This window comes from Paenibacillus hemerocallicola (assembly GCF_006265175.1).
GTDB lineage: Bacteria > Bacillota > Bacilli > Paenibacillales > NBRC-103111 > Paenibacillus_AB > Paenibacillus_AB hemerocallicola.
Genome location: NZ_VDCQ01000054.1, coordinates 58,858 through 74,329 on the forward strand (window position 1 = coordinate 58,858; position 15,472 = coordinate 74,329).

The 15,472-nt window shown below is 57.2% G+C and carries 15 protein-coding genes and 1 riboswitch; of the genes, 6 read left to right on the forward strand and 9 right to left on the reverse strand.

Features of this window, described 5'->3' with window-relative positions; all coding sequences use genetic code 11:
- Positions 1 to 15: 15 nt before the first annotated feature.
- Positions 16 to 1,218, reverse strand: a complete 1,203-nt coding sequence (locus tag FE784_RS29325) for a glycoside hydrolase family protein (RefSeq protein WP_139605815.1) — start codon at positions 1,216 to 1,218, stop codon at positions 16 to 18.
- A 315-nt stretch (positions 1,219 to 1,533) separates the two neighbouring features.
- Between FE784_RS29325 and FE784_RS29330 the strand changes: the two genes are divergently transcribed.
- Positions 1,534 to 2,577, forward strand: a complete 1,044-nt coding sequence (locus FE784_RS29330) for an ATP-binding protein (protein WP_139605816.1) — start codon at positions 1,534 to 1,536, stop codon at positions 2,575 to 2,577.
- 54 nt (positions 2,578 to 2,631) lie between these two features.
- Here the strand turns inward: FE784_RS29330 and FE784_RS29335 are convergent, their stop codons facing one another.
- The 4 genes from FE784_RS29335 to FE784_RS41635 all read right to left on the reverse strand — a co-directional run bounded on the left by FE784_RS29335 (position 2,632) and on the right by FE784_RS41635 (position 5,914).
- Positions 2,632 to 3,396 (reverse strand): sulfite exporter TauE/SafE family protein, encoded by a 765-nt coding sequence (locus tag FE784_RS29335; RefSeq protein ID WP_139605817.1) that lies wholly within the window; start codon positions 3,394 to 3,396, stop codon positions 2,632 to 2,634.
- Positions 3,397 to 3,460: 64 nt separating this feature from the next.
- Entirely contained in the window at positions 3,461 to 4,426 is a 966-nt protein-coding gene (locus FE784_RS29340) for a type I phosphomannose isomerase catalytic subunit (protein WP_139605818.1), read from the reverse strand.
- Positions 4,427 to 4,477: 51 nt separating this feature from the next.
- Entirely contained in the window at positions 4,478 to 5,059 is a 582-nt protein-coding gene (mnmM, locus tag FE784_RS29345) for a tRNA 5-(aminomethyl)-2-thiouridylate-methyltransferase MnmM (RefSeq protein ID WP_139605819.1), read from the reverse strand.
- A gap of 138 nt (positions 5,060 to 5,197) precedes the next feature.
- Entirely contained in the window at positions 5,198 to 5,914 is a 717-nt protein-coding gene (locus FE784_RS41635; RefSeq protein WP_218103832.1) for a c-type cytochrome, read from the reverse strand.
- Positions 5,915 to 6,036: 122 nt separating this feature from the next.
- Between FE784_RS41635 and solA the strand changes: the two genes are divergently transcribed.
- Positions 6,037 to 7,191 (forward strand): N-methyl-L-tryptophan oxidase, encoded by a 1,155-nt coding sequence (gene solA / locus FE784_RS29355; protein WP_246132243.1) that lies wholly within the window; start codon positions 6,037 to 6,039, stop codon positions 7,189 to 7,191.
- A 66-nt stretch (positions 7,192 to 7,257) separates the two neighbouring features.
- Here the strand turns inward: solA and FE784_RS29360 are convergent, their stop codons facing one another.
- Positions 7,258 to 8,583, reverse strand: a complete 1,326-nt coding sequence (locus tag FE784_RS29360) for a Gfo/Idh/MocA family protein (RefSeq protein WP_139605821.1) — start codon at positions 8,581 to 8,583, stop codon at positions 7,258 to 7,260.
- A gap of 129 nt (positions 8,584 to 8,712) precedes the next feature.
- Here FE784_RS29360 and FE784_RS29365 point away from each other — a divergent pair, with 129 nt between their 5' ends.
- Positions 8,713 to 9,588 (forward strand): AraC family transcriptional regulator, encoded by an 876-nt coding sequence (locus FE784_RS29365; RefSeq protein WP_139605822.1) that lies wholly within the window; start codon positions 8,713 to 8,715, stop codon positions 9,586 to 9,588.
- Between the two features lie 37 nt (positions 9,589 to 9,625).
- Positions 9,626 to 9,704: riboswitch (ZMP/ZTP riboswitch) on the forward strand.
- A gap of 61 nt (positions 9,705 to 9,765) precedes the next feature.
- On the forward strand, positions 9,766 to 10,350 hold the full coding sequence (locus tag FE784_RS29370) for a DJ-1/PfpI family protein (RefSeq protein ID WP_139605823.1): 585 nt from the start codon (positions 9,766 to 9,768) through the stop codon (positions 10,348 to 10,350).
- A 72-nt stretch (positions 10,351 to 10,422) separates the two neighbouring features.
- Here FE784_RS29370 and mnmL read toward each other — a convergent pair whose 3' ends face one another.
- Both mnmL and FE784_RS29380 read right to left on the reverse strand, forming a co-directional pair.
- Positions 10,423 to 11,382 (reverse strand): tRNA modification radical SAM protein MnmL/YtqA, encoded by a 960-nt coding sequence (gene mnmL / locus FE784_RS29375; protein ID WP_139605824.1) that lies wholly within the window; start codon positions 11,380 to 11,382, stop codon positions 10,423 to 10,425.
- 150 nt (positions 11,383 to 11,532) lie between these two features.
- Entirely contained in the window at positions 11,533 to 12,798 is a 1,266-nt protein-coding gene (locus FE784_RS29380) for an S-layer homology domain-containing protein (RefSeq protein WP_176706618.1), read from the reverse strand.
- A 454-nt stretch (positions 12,799 to 13,252) separates the two neighbouring features.
- Here FE784_RS29380 and FE784_RS29385 point away from each other — a divergent pair, with 454 nt between their 5' ends.
- Positions 13,253 to 13,459: a hypothetical protein gene (locus FE784_RS29385; protein WP_139605826.1), complete on the forward strand. Its 207-nt coding sequence runs from the start codon at positions 13,253 to 13,255 to the stop codon at positions 13,457 to 13,459.
- A 173-nt stretch (positions 13,460 to 13,632) separates the two neighbouring features.
- Positions 13,633 to 14,346, forward strand: a complete 714-nt coding sequence (gene trmB, locus FE784_RS29390) for a tRNA (guanosine(46)-N7)-methyltransferase TrmB (protein WP_139605827.1) — start codon at positions 13,633 to 13,635, stop codon at positions 14,344 to 14,346.
- A 76-nt stretch (positions 14,347 to 14,422) separates the two neighbouring features.
- Here trmB and FE784_RS29395 read toward each other — a convergent pair whose 3' ends face one another.
- Complete coding sequence (locus tag FE784_RS29395; RefSeq protein WP_139605828.1) at positions 14,423 to 15,166, reverse strand: sulfite exporter TauE/SafE family protein; 744 nt, start codon at positions 15,164 to 15,166, stop codon at positions 14,423 to 14,425.
- Between the last annotated feature and the right edge of the window lie 306 nt (positions 15,167 to 15,472).

A 15,472-nucleotide genomic window follows, 5' to 3' on the forward strand; every position in this document is an offset into this window, starting at 1 on the left:
TATAGAAAAAACGGCTTAAAGCAACTGCTTCCAGGAGCCGTAATGGAAGAAGCATATTCCCGCCGCGCCGCCGGCTTCCGCCATTCGGGCGTACTCCTCGTAGCCGCTGCGGTCGATTTCGTATTCGGGCGTCTTCAATAGCCCGGCGTAAACCGGAACGCGTCCGTCCGTTTTGCGGAGCTGCCCGTCGACGATGCCGCCGAAGCTGCCCGGTTTCATCCAATAGTCCATCGGGCATACGAAGTCCAAGTATCCCCGTTCGACCCACTCCCACCATTTCTGGCCGAAGCATTCGTACTCGCTGTCGGGAAGAAACGGTTCATCGCGAAGCTCGTTGCCGTAAGGGGCATTGTACCAAATGGCCGCCGACAGCCGCGCATCGGGACGTTCCTCGCGTACCGCCGCACGAATGGAGCCCACGAGACCGGTTACGATGGAAGCCCGGTATTCCGCCCATTCCGCGGGATGCTGCTCCAGCAGCCATTGCGCCTTGCCGGCCGTCTCCGACAATGATTCCGGAATGACGAGACCGCTATGACGTTCGAAGCCGGACAAGCAATCCTCGCAAAAGCAGTACCGGTACGAGCGGGATAAAACAAGCTTGTCCCCGATCGGCGGGTCGTTGTACAGGTTGCTCGCTTGCTCGATGAAAAAGGTCGTGCGGACGCCGTCGGCCGTCTCCAGCCGGATCGGCTGTCCGGCCTTCGGCAATCCGATCCAATGCCCGGCGCTTTTCGTATCGATCTCGAGCCTGCTGTCATAGTGATAATACCGGACAAAGTCCAGATGAATGCCGTTTAAGCCCGGGAACCGGCGCAGCAGCTCGGCGCATTTGTCCGAAACGGTCCGGATTACGTCGGGATGGCGCGGGTCGAGCACATAGCTTTTGCCGACAATCGGCTCTTCGAAAGTGGAAATCCCGTGCGCGTCGACGCAGTAGCAGGATTTGTCCTGAAGCAGCAGGCTATCGCGGTTGTCGACGCGCTGAATAAGCGTCGATACCATGCCGTGCAGCTCGATATTGCGGCTTGCGCACGCCTCGGCCAACAAGGAGACACGTTCGGCGATAGCTTCGTCCTGTCGACTGTCCATGTGCAAATATACGATCACCTTACCGACCCGGTTGCGCTCGCACCAGCCCGTCAACGCGGCGATTTCGTCGGCGTTGCGGGCTTCGGAGCCGAGGTAGAGCCAGACGGCATTATGTAGCGGATTCATGGTGGAATGCTCCTCTCGTTAGTCGGTCCATTTTCTTCCTACATCATTATACCGAACGAATCGCGCGAACGGAAATAGCTTTTTCTTTACCGCTCCTCATGGTACACTCGAAGTCGGAGGCGCCAGTTTGGCAACCGGTTCCCGCCCAAGGCTTACCCCGCCATCCGGGATTTGGGGATACGGCCGTACGCGCTTCCGTTGCGGCGGTCAGCCGGCGAGAGAAAGCCACTACCCGATACGAACAGCTTCCAAGATGTGCCTTCTATGAACGCCGAGCGGGACCGATCCAGCAAGAAACCAAAGGACGTTGGGTGAATGAGCGTTATTGACTTCTTCACGGAATCGCCGGATATAGATTTCAGTATCGCATCGGTCGACGAATTATTGAAACTCATATCCGCAAATGCAAAATTCAAAGCGGTGTACGGAATCGACGTGGGGGAAGGGCTGCCGGACGCATCGCAGCTGCGCAAAGTCGTCTCTCTCGCGATCAAGCAGCAACACGATATAGCCGGAGTCGTAATCGACGAGACGGCCGGAGAGCGCAGGCTGCAATTCATGCTGTACTGCTACAGGCAGGAAGCGGAATGCGGAACGATGTATTATACCGCATTGTTCGACATTACCGGCCTATGCAACTTCTATGAGATGAAGCTGGCGAACGAGAAGCGCAAGCTGATCGGGGAAATGGCCGCCGGTACCGCGAACAGTATTCTGAATCCGTTGGCGGTCGTCCGCGGGAGCTTGCAGCTGATCGAGACGACGCTGAAGACGAACCTCGCCTCCAGCCATTTGTCGGATCATCTCGTCTCCCAAAGCGTGGGACACTACATTACGCTGGCGAACCATCAGGTGACGGAGATCAACAACTACGTCCAGCGATGGCTGCACCTGGGCAAGCCGTTCCATCTCGACCTTCGCCCGGTTCTGATCTCGTCCTTTCTGGAGACGTACGTCCCCAATCTTCAGAAGGAAGCGATAAAAAAGGGCGTCCCGCTCGTATGCGAGTTTCCGTCGGAGGACGGACAACTGCTGATCGATCCCCATTATTTAAGGGAAGTGCTGAACGAATTCGTCAAAAATGCGTTCGAAGCCTCGGAAGGCGGCGGAGTCCGCCTGTCCGTGCACATGTCCGACAAGACGTCGACCATCACGATAAGGGATTCCGGACCGGGTATTGCGGCCGATATGATGAAGCTGGTCAAGGATCCGTTTTTTACGACCAAGGAGGATTCGATCGGCCTCGGCTTGAATTTTTGCGAAGTGGTGCTGCAAAAAATGGGGGGCCATTACGAGCTGACCGGGGACGAATCGGGGACGGAAGTACGCATCGTGCTGCCGAGAGTGCCCGCGGAGTAACGCAAGGAGGCTGTCGAGATTGCGGCAGCCTCCTTGCGTATGCCATTTCCCGGCTCAGACGAGCAGGTCCCATATTTGTTTGCCGATCAAGATCGTCGTCACGGCGATGAATAGCGGTTTGACATAGCCCGCTCCTTTGCGGATCGCTACCCGGGAGCCGATCAAGGAGCCGACCAGCATGGCCAGCCCCATCGGAATGCCATAATAGAGGTTCACATTTCCCATGAGGGCAAAGGTGACGAGGCTTCCCAGGTTGCTGGCGAAGTTGAGCGCCTTGGCGTTGCCCGCCGCTTTGACAAAATCGAAGCCGAGCAGCAGGAAGGCGAACAGCAGGAAGGAGCCCGTACCCGGCCCGAAAAATCCGTCGTAGTAGCCCAGCATCAGCGCAACCAAAGCTCCCGCCGCGATTATTTTTCCGGTAAGCTGCGGACCCGTAGGGCGGACCGGGCGTTTTTTGCCGAGCAGCGTGTATAAGGTAACGGCTATGAGCAGGATGATGACAAGCGGCTTCAGAAAATCGGGTGGAATCAACCGGACGGTGTAAGCGCCCGCGACTGATCCGAGCAGGGATAAAGGAAACCATTTTTTTACGAGACGGACGTCCATTTTCCCGGACAGCAAAAACGAAATCGAGCTGGTCAGCGACGATATCGTACCGCCAAGCTTGTTCGTGCCGAGCGCGATCGCCGGGGGCAGTCCGGTCGATAGAAGAGCGGGGACGGATATGAGTCCGCCCCCGCCGACGACGGAATCTACGAATGCAGCGACAAAGCCTATGGAAACTAGGAAGAAGATCATTTCGACGGACGGATGCTCCATGGCGTTCGCTCCCGTGCGGGACCGTTCGGCCCGCGTAATGAAATATGAAACGGGTATAGATCGATTACGGCAAGTAGCTGCGCAGCACGGTCAGCCGTCCGTTCAACGAATAGGAGCCCAGATCGGCGGGCAGCAGGAAGCAATTGCCCCGTTCCAGCCCGATGGAGCCGTCGGTCCATTCGAGGGTGCCGCTGCCGTCGCAGACGACGATAATCGTGAAGCTATCCGGTGAAGTAGCCAGCTTCCACGACCCTTCCGTTACGCCTTTCTCGACGATGAAGTAAGGGGAGGAGGCAAGAGGCAGCCACTCGTTCGGCGCGCCGACATCCGTTTTCATGCGGGTCGCTCCGCTGCCCCCGTAGGCGGTCACATTCAGCGAGTCCTCGATATGCAGCTCGCGCGGCTTGCCGTCCAATCCGAGCCGGTCATAATCGTACAGCCGATACGTCGTATCGGAATTTTGCTGAATTTCCGCCACCAGGACGCCCGCGCACAGCGCATGCACCGTCCCGGCCGGGATGTAGAACGAATCGCCCGCCGATACTTCAACCTCTTGCAGGCATTCCATGATGCGGTTCTCGGCGATCCCTTGCGCGAACGATCCGCGGTCGATGCCCGGCTTAAGCCCGTATATGATTTTGGCTCCCGGCTTGGCATCCAGCACATACCACATTTCCGTTTTGCCGAGCTCGCCTTCGGGCAGACCCGAATAATCGTTGTCGGGATGCACCTGCACGGACAAATCGTCATTGCAATCGAGCAGCTTGATCAGTAGCGGAAACCGGCCGGTTTCCCGGGAAGATCCTTTCGTCCCGAACATCGTCTCGCCGTACGCTTCGCGCACCTCGTCGAGCCCCATGCCGGCCAACTCGCCATTGACGACCTTCGTCGTGCCGTTGGGATGATCCCCGATCATCCAGCCTTCTCCTATCGGACCGTCCGGCAGCTCCAGGCCGAATTGCCCGAGCGCCCGTCCGCCCCAAACCCGTTCTTTCATTTCAGGCTTGAATTTCAGTGGATATGGTCTCATGCTTATGTTCGCGCCTCGCTTTCTATCGGTATTGTAGCGGATGGTTTTACTCTACACCTTTCTTTTTTCCACGGCAATGACATAAGGCGGATTGCCGCTCCGGTTGGCGAATCGGTAAACGACCGCTTGACACTCTTCCTCGGGCAGCGATGCGGCCCAGCTCTCGACGCGTTCGGCTTCCTCGCGCCCGCCCTCGTGCCCCGGGTACAGCACGGCGGTGACGATTCCGCCCGGCTTGAGCAGAGACAACGCCGCGTCCAGAGCGGGAACGGTCGTTTCGGGGCGGGTGATGATCCGCTTGTCGCCGCCAGGCAAATAACCGAGGTTGAACATGACCGCGGCTACGCGTCCGTGATCGGAAGGCGGGATCGCCTGCCGCATATTCGCGTGGCTCTCCAGCAGCAGATGAAGCCGCCCGGAAGCCTCTTGCCGGAGGCCTACGCGTTCGGCTGCCCGATCGAGCGCCTCCTGTTGAATATCGAAGGCGTATACGGTCCCTTTCGCTCCCACCGTCGCGCATAGAAAGGCGGTGTCCGCTCCGGTGCCGGCGGTGGCATCCACGGCGATATCTCCCGGCTGCAGCCGTTCGCCGATGCAGCGGTGAGCGAAGCTCAGTACGGATAAAAAGCCCATCGATTCCACCGATCCTTATGCTCAACAAATTTTTAGCGAAAACATACCATATCCGCTCCGCGAACACAAGAACCCCCTTTCCGGAAGGAAAAGGGGGCGGGAAGAGCGAACGTTAGTAGGGGACGGAGACGTTATCCGTCATTTTTTGTCGGCGAGCCAGACGGCCAATGTCTCGATGTCCGCCGCTTCGATCTTGCTCTCGAAGCCGGGCATTCTGCTTCCGCCTTTGGAAATTTGCGTCATAATTTGATCTTTCGTCTTGCTTGCGCCGATCTTTTGCAGGTTCGGACCGGGCTTGCCTTCCAGATTGCCGCCGTGGCAAGACATGCAGCTCGTCTTGTACAGCTCCTCGGCTTTGACCGAGGCGGCGGTCGGCTCGGCTTTCGGCTCCGTTTTCGGAGCTTCTGCGGCCGGAGCCGTTTTGGCGGGTTCCGGCTGAGCCGCCGATTGAGCGGGCGCCGTGCTCGCGCTCGTATTCGGGCTCGGCGTATTCGCGGCCGGGGCGGGAGTTATCGCCGGCTTTGGCGCCTCGGTTGTCGGCGGCTCGGTCTTCGCCGGTTCGGTCTTGGCGGGTTCGGTCTTGGCGGGTTCGGTCTTGGCGGGTTCGGTTTTAGCGGGTTCGGTTTTAGCCGGCTCGGTCTTAGCCGGTTCTGTCTTTGGCGTCTCCGTTTTCGGCGTCTCTGTTTTGGCCGGCGCACTGGCCGGCGGCTGGGTCGCTGGCGCCTGTGCGGTCGCGCCGGTCTCGGTTTTCGCGGGCTGGCCGGAACTCGCCGTAGAAGCTTCCTTCTGCCCTCCGCATGCCGACACGACCAAGAGGACGCCGAGCGCTACGGGCAATAATACGGTTTTTCTCATTAGTTAACCTCCCGTTATTCGTTTGATGTCCGTCTTGGCGATTGGTCTAATCAGGTAACGGAAGCGACGGAATAACGGTTTTATGCCCGGCCATGAATCTTTACTGGAAGGGGGAACACCCCGTGGCAAAAAAACGCTACGATGTCATCGTTATCGGAGCCGGAGCGATGGGCATGGCAGCCGGCTTCCACGCGGCGGATAAAGGCGCAAGCACGCTGCTGATCGACTCCTTCGATCCTCCGCACGAACGGGGCAGCCATCATGGCGATACGCGAATTATTCGGCACGCCTACGCGATGCATGAAGCGTACGTGCCGCTCGCGCTCCGGGCGCAGCGGCTGTGGGAAGAGCTGGAGCGGGAAACGGGAACGGAGCTGAACCGGAAAATCGGGCTGCTCCGCGTATGCGAGCGTGGAGCGCCTTCTCTTGGCATGCAGGAGAAGTTTGCCGATGCATACGGCATACCGCTGGAACGTATCGACGCGGCCGAGATGAGCTATCGATGGCCGGGCATGACGTTCAGGGGCGACGAGGAAGGGTGCTACGAGCCGCAGGGCGGCTTGTTGTACAGCGAGGCCTGCATTCGCGCCTATCGTTCGCTGGCGCTGTCGCGCGGTGCGGTGCTCCGCACGGATGAGCCCGTGCTGGCGATTTCGTCCGAGGCGGGACCGGTCGCGGTGACGACCGCAAAAGGCGGCTACGAAGCCGATCGGCTGATCGTATGCGCCGGCGTATGGGCTTCCCGGCTGCTCGCCGGGCTTGGACTCCCGATTCGGCCGATCCGCAAGCCGATCGCCTGGTTTCGCGCGGACAGTCCGCTGTACGATGCCGGTACTTTTCCGGCCTTCACGTACAACGTGCCGACCGGGGAATACTTCGGCATTCCCGGAGACGCCGCATCCGGCTTGAAAATAGGGCGGCACGATGGCGGACGTCCGGCTGACCCGGATACCGTCGAGCGCCGATTCGGGGCATATTCCGAAGACGAAGCGGAGCTGCGCGCGTTTTTGCGCGATTATATGCCTGGTGCGAACGGGTCTCTCGTTCGCGGCTCGGTATGCATGTACGCGATGACCGCGGATGAGCATTTCGTGATCGACCGGCATCCGGCGGATGAGCGCGTATGGCTGGCATGCGGGTTTTCCGGACACGGCTTCAAGTTTGCGAGCGCCGTCGGCCAGATGATGGCCGACCTGGCTATCCGGGGGGAAACGGCGCTCGACCGGTCGCCTTTTTCGTTGGCGCGGTTCCAACGGGAAAACCGTTCCCGTCCATAACGGCATGAAGGGCTGTCCCGCGAAGTCTATTCAGACTTCGGGACAGCCCTTGTGCTTTGCAGCCAGTTAAATCCGAGCCAAATCTTCGATTTCCACAATACGGTTTTCCAGCCGGCCGCGGTCTGCGGAAAATCCGATTTGATGGCCGTATATCGATTTGTCGAGCGAAGTGGAGGACAGCGACGGCGTTTCCCCGCGCAGCGTGCGGATGAAATCGGCGACGAGCCGCAGATCGCCCCCGCCGTGCATGTCGCGGGATACATTCAGCTCGACCGTCTCTTCCTTGAACGTATGCCCGGCGCGAACATCCGGATACCGGAGCTTGAAGCTGCCGTCTTCCAGGCTGCCGCTGATTTCGCCTTTCGTTCCGGTAATGTGGATCGTCCGGCAGCCCTTGGCCGTAGCGCCGGTCAAGCTGTGCGAGGCCGTGCTCCCGTCCTCGAATTCGATCATCACCGTCTGGTGGTCCACCACATCGTTATTGCAGCGCCATACGCAACGGCCGTACGGGTTGTTCGTGCGCAAAGATTCAAGCTTCTGTTCTTCGGTCGGCACATCGCCAAGGTGCATGTTGTCCCAAGCGTATGGTCCCCAAAGCTTCTGTTCGATGTACATTTTCCGCGCCGAGTACGTACAGTCGGCTTCGATCCGGCAATCGGCGACGCAGCGCGTCCCGGACCCTTCCGGCGCTTTGTCGGCGCGGAATTGGGACAGGCTGCCGAAGCTGCTTACTTTGACCGGGCGTACGTCTCCTTTCATCCATGCAATCAAATCGAGGTCGTGGCAGCATTTCTGCATCAGCATGGAAGAGCCGCCCTCTTGCAAATTGCTCCACTTGCCCCTTACGAAAGCGGTCGCCATATGGTGGTAGCTGACGTTTTCCTCCGTTTGGATGGCAACGACTTCTCCGATGTCGCCGTTTGCGATCCGTTTGAGGATTTCCGCATAAAACGGCGCATACCTCAATACATGACAGATTAGGACGACCCGGTCGCAAGCTTTGGCGGTCCGGTAAAGCTCCAGTACTTCTTCCTCGCTTACGCCGATCGGCTTTTCCAGCAGAACGTCATAGCCGGCCTTCAGAAGCGGCACCGTGGTGGCGACATGGAACGTATCCATCGTTCCGTTAATGACGGCGTCCGCCCGCTTCGGTGCGGCCACAAGCTCTTCTACTGAAGCGTAGAGCGTGTCCTCGGGGAGTCCGAAGCGGTTTGCCGTCAGCCGGCGGCGAATTGGATCAGGTTCTACTACGCCGACGATTTGGAGCTCCTCGGGGTGCGCCTTCGCATAGGAGGCGTATAGCAGGCTGCGGTGCCCGGCACCGACGATTACGGCTTGGACGGGGCGAGTTGCAGGTAGAAACGATCTGGATGATGTCGCAGGAGATGGCATGGTTGCGGTTCAGCGTCCTTTCCCGATTATGCTATAATATTGTTGCTTGGTTTTTCGAATAATCTAAAGGTACTCTGCCGCACGTAAGGATTCAACAGTAATTAATTGAGATCGGAGTAGTAAAATATTATGCGTACCTCTTATGGGTTTCACCTGAACGAGAGCATCCCCGAGCGGCTGTATGTCATGGAATCGATCGGCTGGGGGGAAGCCGTCGACGGTTCGTACGGACAGGACGGCATGAAACGGCCGGGCAGCGGTTATTTGTTCCAGTACACGTTATTCGGGGAAGGGGCGATTACGGTTGGAGGGGCAACCTACAAGGTGCCGAAAAACCACGGCTTCTTCGTCTCGATTCCCAGCGAGCACCGGTATTTTTACCCGCCTGACGGGCGCAAGCCGTGGGAGTTTATATGGATTCGCGCCTTGGGCGGAGCGATGTCCGATTATTGGCAGCATTTCATCCGTTCCTTCGGTCACGTCGCCTCGTTCCGGGACGATTCCGAACCGATCCGGTTGATGTGGAGCATGTACCATGACGCGGCCGAGCAAGGGTTTCGCGACAAATTCCGGATGTCGTTGCGCTTGTTCGAGTGGCTGTTGGCGTTCGAGCGAATCGCCGAAGGTCTTGACCGGGGCTCCCAGCCGATGCCCGATTCGCTGCAGCTGGCGAAACGGTTTATGGAGCGGCATGTGGGCACTCCCGTCAGCCTGGACGATATTGCCGCTGCAGCCGGTATATCCAAGCATCATTTCTGCAAAGTATTCAAAATGTACACGGGCGTAACCCCGATCCATTATCTCCGGAAAATTCGCGTAGAGGAGGCGGCAGGGCTGCTGCGGAATACGGGATTGGCGGTAGAAGCCATTTCGCGGCAAACCGGCTTCGACAACGTCAGCTATTTCGGTAAAGTGTTTCGCCAGTATATAGGCGTGTCTCCGACGGATTACCGGAAAGGTTTGACGAATGTGTACGAGAACCGTCATCTGCAAATCGTCGATTGACAGTATTCGGAATGTTCTGATAATATGCAATCATCTATTCCCGCAGCGTATCTGGCGTAACATGGGCAACCATGGGGGAGCGCAGCGTCATACCGCCGTACGCCTGGGCAAAGCATGTGGTCGGCTCGACCGGATGCTTTTTTTTGTTGTGATCCGCAAAAAGGGAGGCGGTATACCGTGAAGATGGCATTTATTTTGTTCGATCGCATGACGATGCTCGATTTCGTCGGTTTTTACGATGCGATCGCGAAGCTGCGCATTCTGAAGCTGATGGACAACGTTACATGGGATTTGTGCGCAATGAGCGGGGAGATTACGGATGAGCTTGGCATGACGTCGAAAGCCGGACTCGTTGCGCCCGACTTGTCGTCCTACGACTTGCTGTTCGTGCCAGGAGGCATAGGGACGCGGGAGCTTCGGCTCGACGGCGAATTTGTCGGCTGGCTGCAGACGGCCAAGGACGTTCCTTGGAAAGTATCGGTTTGCACGGGGGCGCTGCTGCTCGGGGCGGCAGGCTTTTTGGAGGGGAAGAAGGCGACGACCAATCCGAACTGCTACGATCTGTTGGCGCCTTATTGCGCCGAAGTCGTGAAGCGGCGAATCGTTGCCGACGGAACGATCGTCACGGGCGGAGGCGTCAGTGCCTCGATCGATTTGGGCTTGTATATGCTGGAAAGGCTCGCAGGCGCGGAGGCGATTCCGAGAGCGATGCAAATGATGGATTATCCTTATTATGAAATCGGCAAATTCGGAAACGGTTGAGACCGTGATCCGCAGCGGGCGGGGGAGGGAGCGGAACGGCAAGTTCCGCTTCCAGCCTTCGGCCGCGCCCCTCTAACCGCCGGCCCACAGTTTGCCTTGCCATGTGTTGCGCGAGACCAGCTCCGCGTCAATCGCGTTCAGCACTTCCCACTTCTTCAAGCTCCACATCGGACCGATCAGCAGGTCGCGGGGAGCGTCGCCGGTCACCCGGTGTACGATCATGTCGGGCGGGAGCAGCTCCAGCGTGTCTACGACAAGCTTGACGTACTCCTCCTTCTCCAGAAATCGAACAAGACCGGCCTCGTATTGCTTCACCATCGGCGTCTTGCGCATCAGATGGAGCAAATGCACCTTGATGCCCTGCACATCCATGGCGGCTACCGCTTTCGCCGTATCCAGCATCATCTCGTGCGTCTCGCCCGGCAAGCCGTAAATAATATGCGCGCATACGCGAATGTTCCGGCGGCGCAGCTTCTCCACCGCTTCCAAATAACATTGCGTATCGTGCGCCCGGTTGATCAGCTCGGACGTCTTCTCATGGACCGTCTGCAAGCCCATCTCGACCCACAAATACGTGCGTTCGTTCAGCTCCGCCAAATAGTCGACGACATCGTCCGGCAAGCAATCGGGCCGGGTGGCGATCGATAGGCCGACTACCCCGGGCTGCTGCAAAATGACCTCGTAGTATTCGCGCAGCTCCTCCACGGGCGCATACGTGTTCGTATAAGCCTGGAAGTAGCCGATGTATTTCGCTTCCGGCCATTTCTGGTGCTGCAGATCGCGGATTTTGTTGAATTGGGTGACGAGGTCGTCGCGCCGGCTGCCGGCAAAATCGCCCGAGCCTCTGGCGCTGCAAAACGTGCAGCCGCCGGCGGCAATGCTGCCGTCCCGGTTCGGACATGTAAATCCCGCGTCCAGCATCACTTTGAACACCTTCGTGCCGAATTGCTCGCGCATTTCGTAATTCCACGTATGAAACCGCTTGTTGTCCCCCCATAGGCGGGGACCGACGGCGGAAGGCAGTGCGGTCATAGTCAAGCTCCTTTATGGTCCATATCGGATGTTCCGTCCTTCTATTGTACCAGAATGCGCGGGCGAGAGAGAAGTGGGCGTCGCCGGAAAGGAAAAAGCCCTTCCGGGAGCTCGGGCTCGGGAAGGGCTTGTCCGTGTCGTTCGGATCGATTATTGCGAAGCGGACGCAGCGGCAGGCTCTGCTTCGATAGCCGGCATTTTTGCCGCCACTTCCGGCGCGTTCTTTGCCGCTTCCGGCAAAACGATTTCGACCGGTTCGTTTAAATTTTTATATACGGCTGTTATGATCATGTCCATGCCTTCGAGTGGCATCGTCTCCGAGGCGTCATACCGGATGCTCATGGTCGTCTCCATTTTGGCCGTCAGCTGCGTGGCTTCGTCCACCCACATCGTGCCGTTCATGGACAACGACAGGTTCTGCAGATCGGACGATTCGGTTAACGATTGCACCATGCTCGGATCGTTCATGGCCGAGCCGAGCGCGCTCAAAATTTGCTTGAAGTCGTGCAGCTTCCCGTTGATTTCGATTTTCTTCATCGTTCTGCCGTCCAACTGTTCCGTACCCAGGTCGCGGTAGAAAAACGAGTTGTTCATCAGCGATTGGTTCAACGAGACGCTGTCCTTTTGCAGCTGGATCAGCTGCTCGAAGGTAAAGGGCATCTGCTTCGTCGTATTGACCCAGGTCCCCTCGCCCGTCTCCGCGCCCGGAAGCCGCATGTAGCTCCCCCCGGGGAGGATGTATTGCTCCATTTCCATCGGTTTCGACTCGCCCGGCACCGCCATGCTCATCGATATGTGCATGCCTTTGGCCAAATCGAACAGCGAGGCGCTTCGGACGGTCGTTTCCATGCCGGCCGTTTCGGCCCTACCGGGGGCTAGCCGGATTTTCATGTTCTGATCCATGTCCACCTTGAACGATTTCAGCTCCGCCTGCTTGACGGACGATTGCTTCAACCATTCCCGGATTTTGGAGTCGCTCGCGAGCGAGGCGCGGATCGCCTGTTGCGCCGCATCGGGCAGCACAACAGCTTCGCTGTCGAAACGTATGTCGAATTTTTGTTCCAGACGCTCCAGAGCGCTGGCGTCCTCGAAGCCGAGGAATCGGGCCAGTATGTAACCGGCTTCCGGGCCTGTAATCGGCTGGTCCGGCCGGAACGTCCCATCCGGGTAGCCGTCGATGATTTGGCGTTCGATCAAGGCTTGCACGGGTCCGGCATACGGCGATTGGGCGGATATGTCCAATGGCAGCGGTGCGCCTCCGTTTTGCGGGGACAGCTGCAAGTAGTCGGCAACCTGTTGTATAAACTGTCCGCGCGTGACAGGCGTTTCCGTGGAAACGTCCGCCGCCGACACCGATGCTGCGGATATCGACAAAGCAAGCAGGGCGGCCGAAGCCATAGTCAGAGGTTTCTTCATTCCAGTCTCTCCCATCCCGGTAATATAGCCGGCACGGTCGGCAAATACCGCCGGATCGCGTCGGTCCATACTTTATACGAAATGAGGGGAGGAAGGTTTCGGTTGGCGATTTCATATAAATATAATCAATTTAGTAAATAAAAGTTAAATGAATCGTCTGCATTGGCTTGGTTTTAACGACGGCATCGGGAACCGATTGCTGTTTTTTTGAAGGGAAACCTGCACAATTTTGCCGAAGGCTGCCATGACGGAACGCCCTTTTTAGCACATTTTGGAACCGCTTCATAAGGAAAAAAGGCTTGTCAAAGCTGGCTTTTCCGCTTGCAAAACCTTACATGGTGTGTTATATTAAAACCAAGTAAAATCCATTATCCGCCGCACTTCTCGCAGATGTGATCTAATTCTCGTCGACTCAGGGCATACTGGTGAAAAATAATCGATTGAGGTGAAGACCATGAATACATCGTTTGAAATTCCGAACGGCGAAGAAACGGTTATGGTAGAACTTACAGTTAAAGAAGCGATGGCGCTAAGCGGGGGAATCCGCTTCCGTCCGGAGAGCAAAGTAGCCTTAAATGCAAAGAAAAAGGTGCAGAAGGTGCTCGAGAGCAAAATGATGCCGAACAGCGACCGTATTCATTATCACTCGCTGGACGTTTAAGATCGGGAAGCCGACTAACCGCAAGAACGCAGCGTTCGCTTGGCATCGATATGGTGCGGGACGGATGCCGCGTTCTTTTTTGCCGTGCGGACGAACGATCGCTTTTCTTTTGGACGGAAATCGACTAAGATGTTATTTCGTATGGGCAATCGAAACCGTGGGGGATAAAACGAATGCGTCTGAGAGGCAGAAAAGGGATACGCGAGACGATCGAGCGCCAGAACGATCTCGTCGTCATGAATCCGGCGGAGTGGAAAGGCCGATGGGCCGAACGGTTCGGCAACGACAAGCCGATTCACGTCGAGCTGGGCATGGGCAAGGGCAAATTTATTAGCGAGATGAGCCTTGTTCATCCGGAACGCAATTTTATCGGCGTAGACATGTACGACGAGCTGATCCGCAGGGCGAGCGATAAAGCGAGAGCCGCGGCGGGACGGGAAGACGGCGGCGCTCCGGACAACCTGGCCTTGGCGCTGTTCAACATCGAGCATATCGAGGACGTGTTCGCCGAAGGGGAGCTGCGGCGCATCTATTTGAACTTCAGCGATCCGTGGCCTAAGAAGAAGCATGCCCGCAGGCGGCTGACGCATGCCGGTTTCGTGGAAAAGTACGTCCGGCTGTTGGACAGCCTTGGAGAAATCCATTTCAAGACCGATTCCCGTTCGCTATTCGAGTTTTCGCTGAATTCGTTCGCCGATATGAATATCCGGCTGCGTCGCATCTCGCTCGATCTTCATAAGGACGGCCCCGCTCCGGACAACGTCATGACCGAATACGAGGGCAAATTTTTCGATGCCGGCATGCCGATTTACAGGCTGGAGGCTCTCATCGGCCAAGATGCCCTGGCCGAACATAGGCAATCGCTCGACAAAGAAGAAGAGCAATGATTCCCTGCGCGGATCAACCGCTTCAAAGGCCCCGTCAAGATACGGAATCCATTCCGTTATCCGAGGGGTTATTTGGCTAGAGGAAAAGCAGTCTAACCGCACCCAAAGCCGTCAATATCAGTATAAGGGTCTGAAAATAAGATTGGGGTATGCGAGGTACGATTTTAATGCCGGCCCATGTCCCGAGCAGTACGGGAACCGCCATCCAAGCGGCGAATACGAACGTATCGACCGTAATCAATCCGAGGTAAGCGTTAAATGGAACTTTGATGAGGTTTACCGCCAGGAAAAACCAAGCGCCCGTTCCGATAAATTGCTGCTTCTGCAGCCCCTTGGACAGCAAATAAATCGTCATGATCGCACCCGCGACATTGCCGACCATCGTCGTAAAGCCGGCCAATATACCCATAGCCGCCTGGAAATAGACGGTTTGGGTAAAAGGAAAGTTCAGCTTCCGCTCGAGCCTGTCCTTGACCAGATGAAGCAGCAGCAGCGCCAAAATAAGCACGCCGAGCATGACCGAAAGCTGTCCGTTGCCGATATGGTCCATGACGAAAAAACCGATTACGATGCCGGCCAGTACCCATGGGATGAGCACGATCAAATATTTCCAGACCGCGGCCCTGCGGTAATAGGAAACGGCAACGATATCGGCCGTGATCAGCATCGGCAGCAGCATCCCGACCGATTGCTTGGCGGGGAAAATGGAGGCCATCAGCGCGACCCCGAAAATGCCCGCGCCGGGAACCCCGGTTTTGGAGAAGCCGGTCATGACGGCGACCAGCAAAGCGAGAACGATTTGAGTCCAGTTCAGATCCATGACATTGCTCCCGTGTCGGTATGGAATGGCCGTCTGTCACTGCCAAGAATAACACACCGGACAACGTGGCGGATACTTTTATCTGCTCGCAATACGGTAGTTTTTGTCGTTTGAGGGAACATGACGGAGTTCAACGCCTTGAACATGTCGAAAAATACGACAGACAGCATAATCCGCGTACAAGCTCGAGGCATTTCGGTAGCATACATGACGTTACCTGGATATAACGGCACGGACTTCCGTTAATCGATCTCCCGGGGTAAGGATGGGTATTGATCAGTGCAATAGAGGAATGGTTTTCCGTTA

Coding starts and splice junctions, on each gene's coding strand:
- FE784_RS29360 (WP_139605821.1), bottom strand. CDS start 8,583: ATGCCATCTCCTGCGACATCATCCAGATCGTTTCTACCTGCAACTCGC.
- FE784_RS29365 (WP_139605822.1), top strand. CDS start 8,713: ATGCGTACCTCTTATGGGTTTCACCTGAACGAGAGCATCCCCGAGCGG.
- FE784_RS29335 (WP_139605817.1), bottom strand. CDS start 3,396: ATGGAGCATCCGTCCGTCGAAATGATCTTCTTCCTAGTTTCCATAGGC.
- FE784_RS29385 (WP_139605826.1), top strand. CDS start 13,253: ATGAATACATCGTTTGAAATTCCGAACGGCGAAGAAACGGTTATGGTA.
- FE784_RS29325 (WP_139605815.1), bottom strand. CDS start 1,218: ATGAATCCGCTACATAATGCCGTCTGGCTCTACCTCGGCTCCGAAGCC.
- mnmL (WP_139605824.1), bottom strand. CDS start 11,382: ATGACCGCACTGCCTTCCGCCGTCGGTCCCCGCCTATGGGGGGACAAC.
- FE784_RS29380 (WP_176706618.1), bottom strand. CDS start 12,798: ATGAAGAAACCTCTGACTATGGCTTCGGCCGCCCTGCTTGCTTTGTCG.
- FE784_RS29395 (WP_139605828.1), bottom strand. CDS start 15,166: ATGGATCTGAACTGGACTCAAATCGTTCTCGCTTTGCTGGTCGCCGTC.
- mnmM (WP_139605819.1), bottom strand. CDS start 5,059: ATGGGCTTTTTATCCGTACTGAGCTTCGCTCACCGCTGCATCGGCGAA.
- FE784_RS29330 (WP_139605816.1), top strand. CDS start 1,534: ATGAGCGTTATTGACTTCTTCACGGAATCGCCGGATATAGATTTCAGT.
- FE784_RS41635 (WP_218103832.1), bottom strand. CDS start 5,914: ATGAGAAAAACCGTATTATTGCCCGTAGCGCTCGGCGTCCTCTTGGTC.
- trmB (WP_139605827.1), top strand. CDS start 13,633: ATGCGTCTGAGAGGCAGAAAAGGGATACGCGAGACGATCGAGCGCCAG.
- FE784_RS29340 (WP_139605818.1), bottom strand. CDS start 4,426: ATGAGACCATATCCACTGAAATTCAAGCCTGAAATGAAAGAACGGGTT.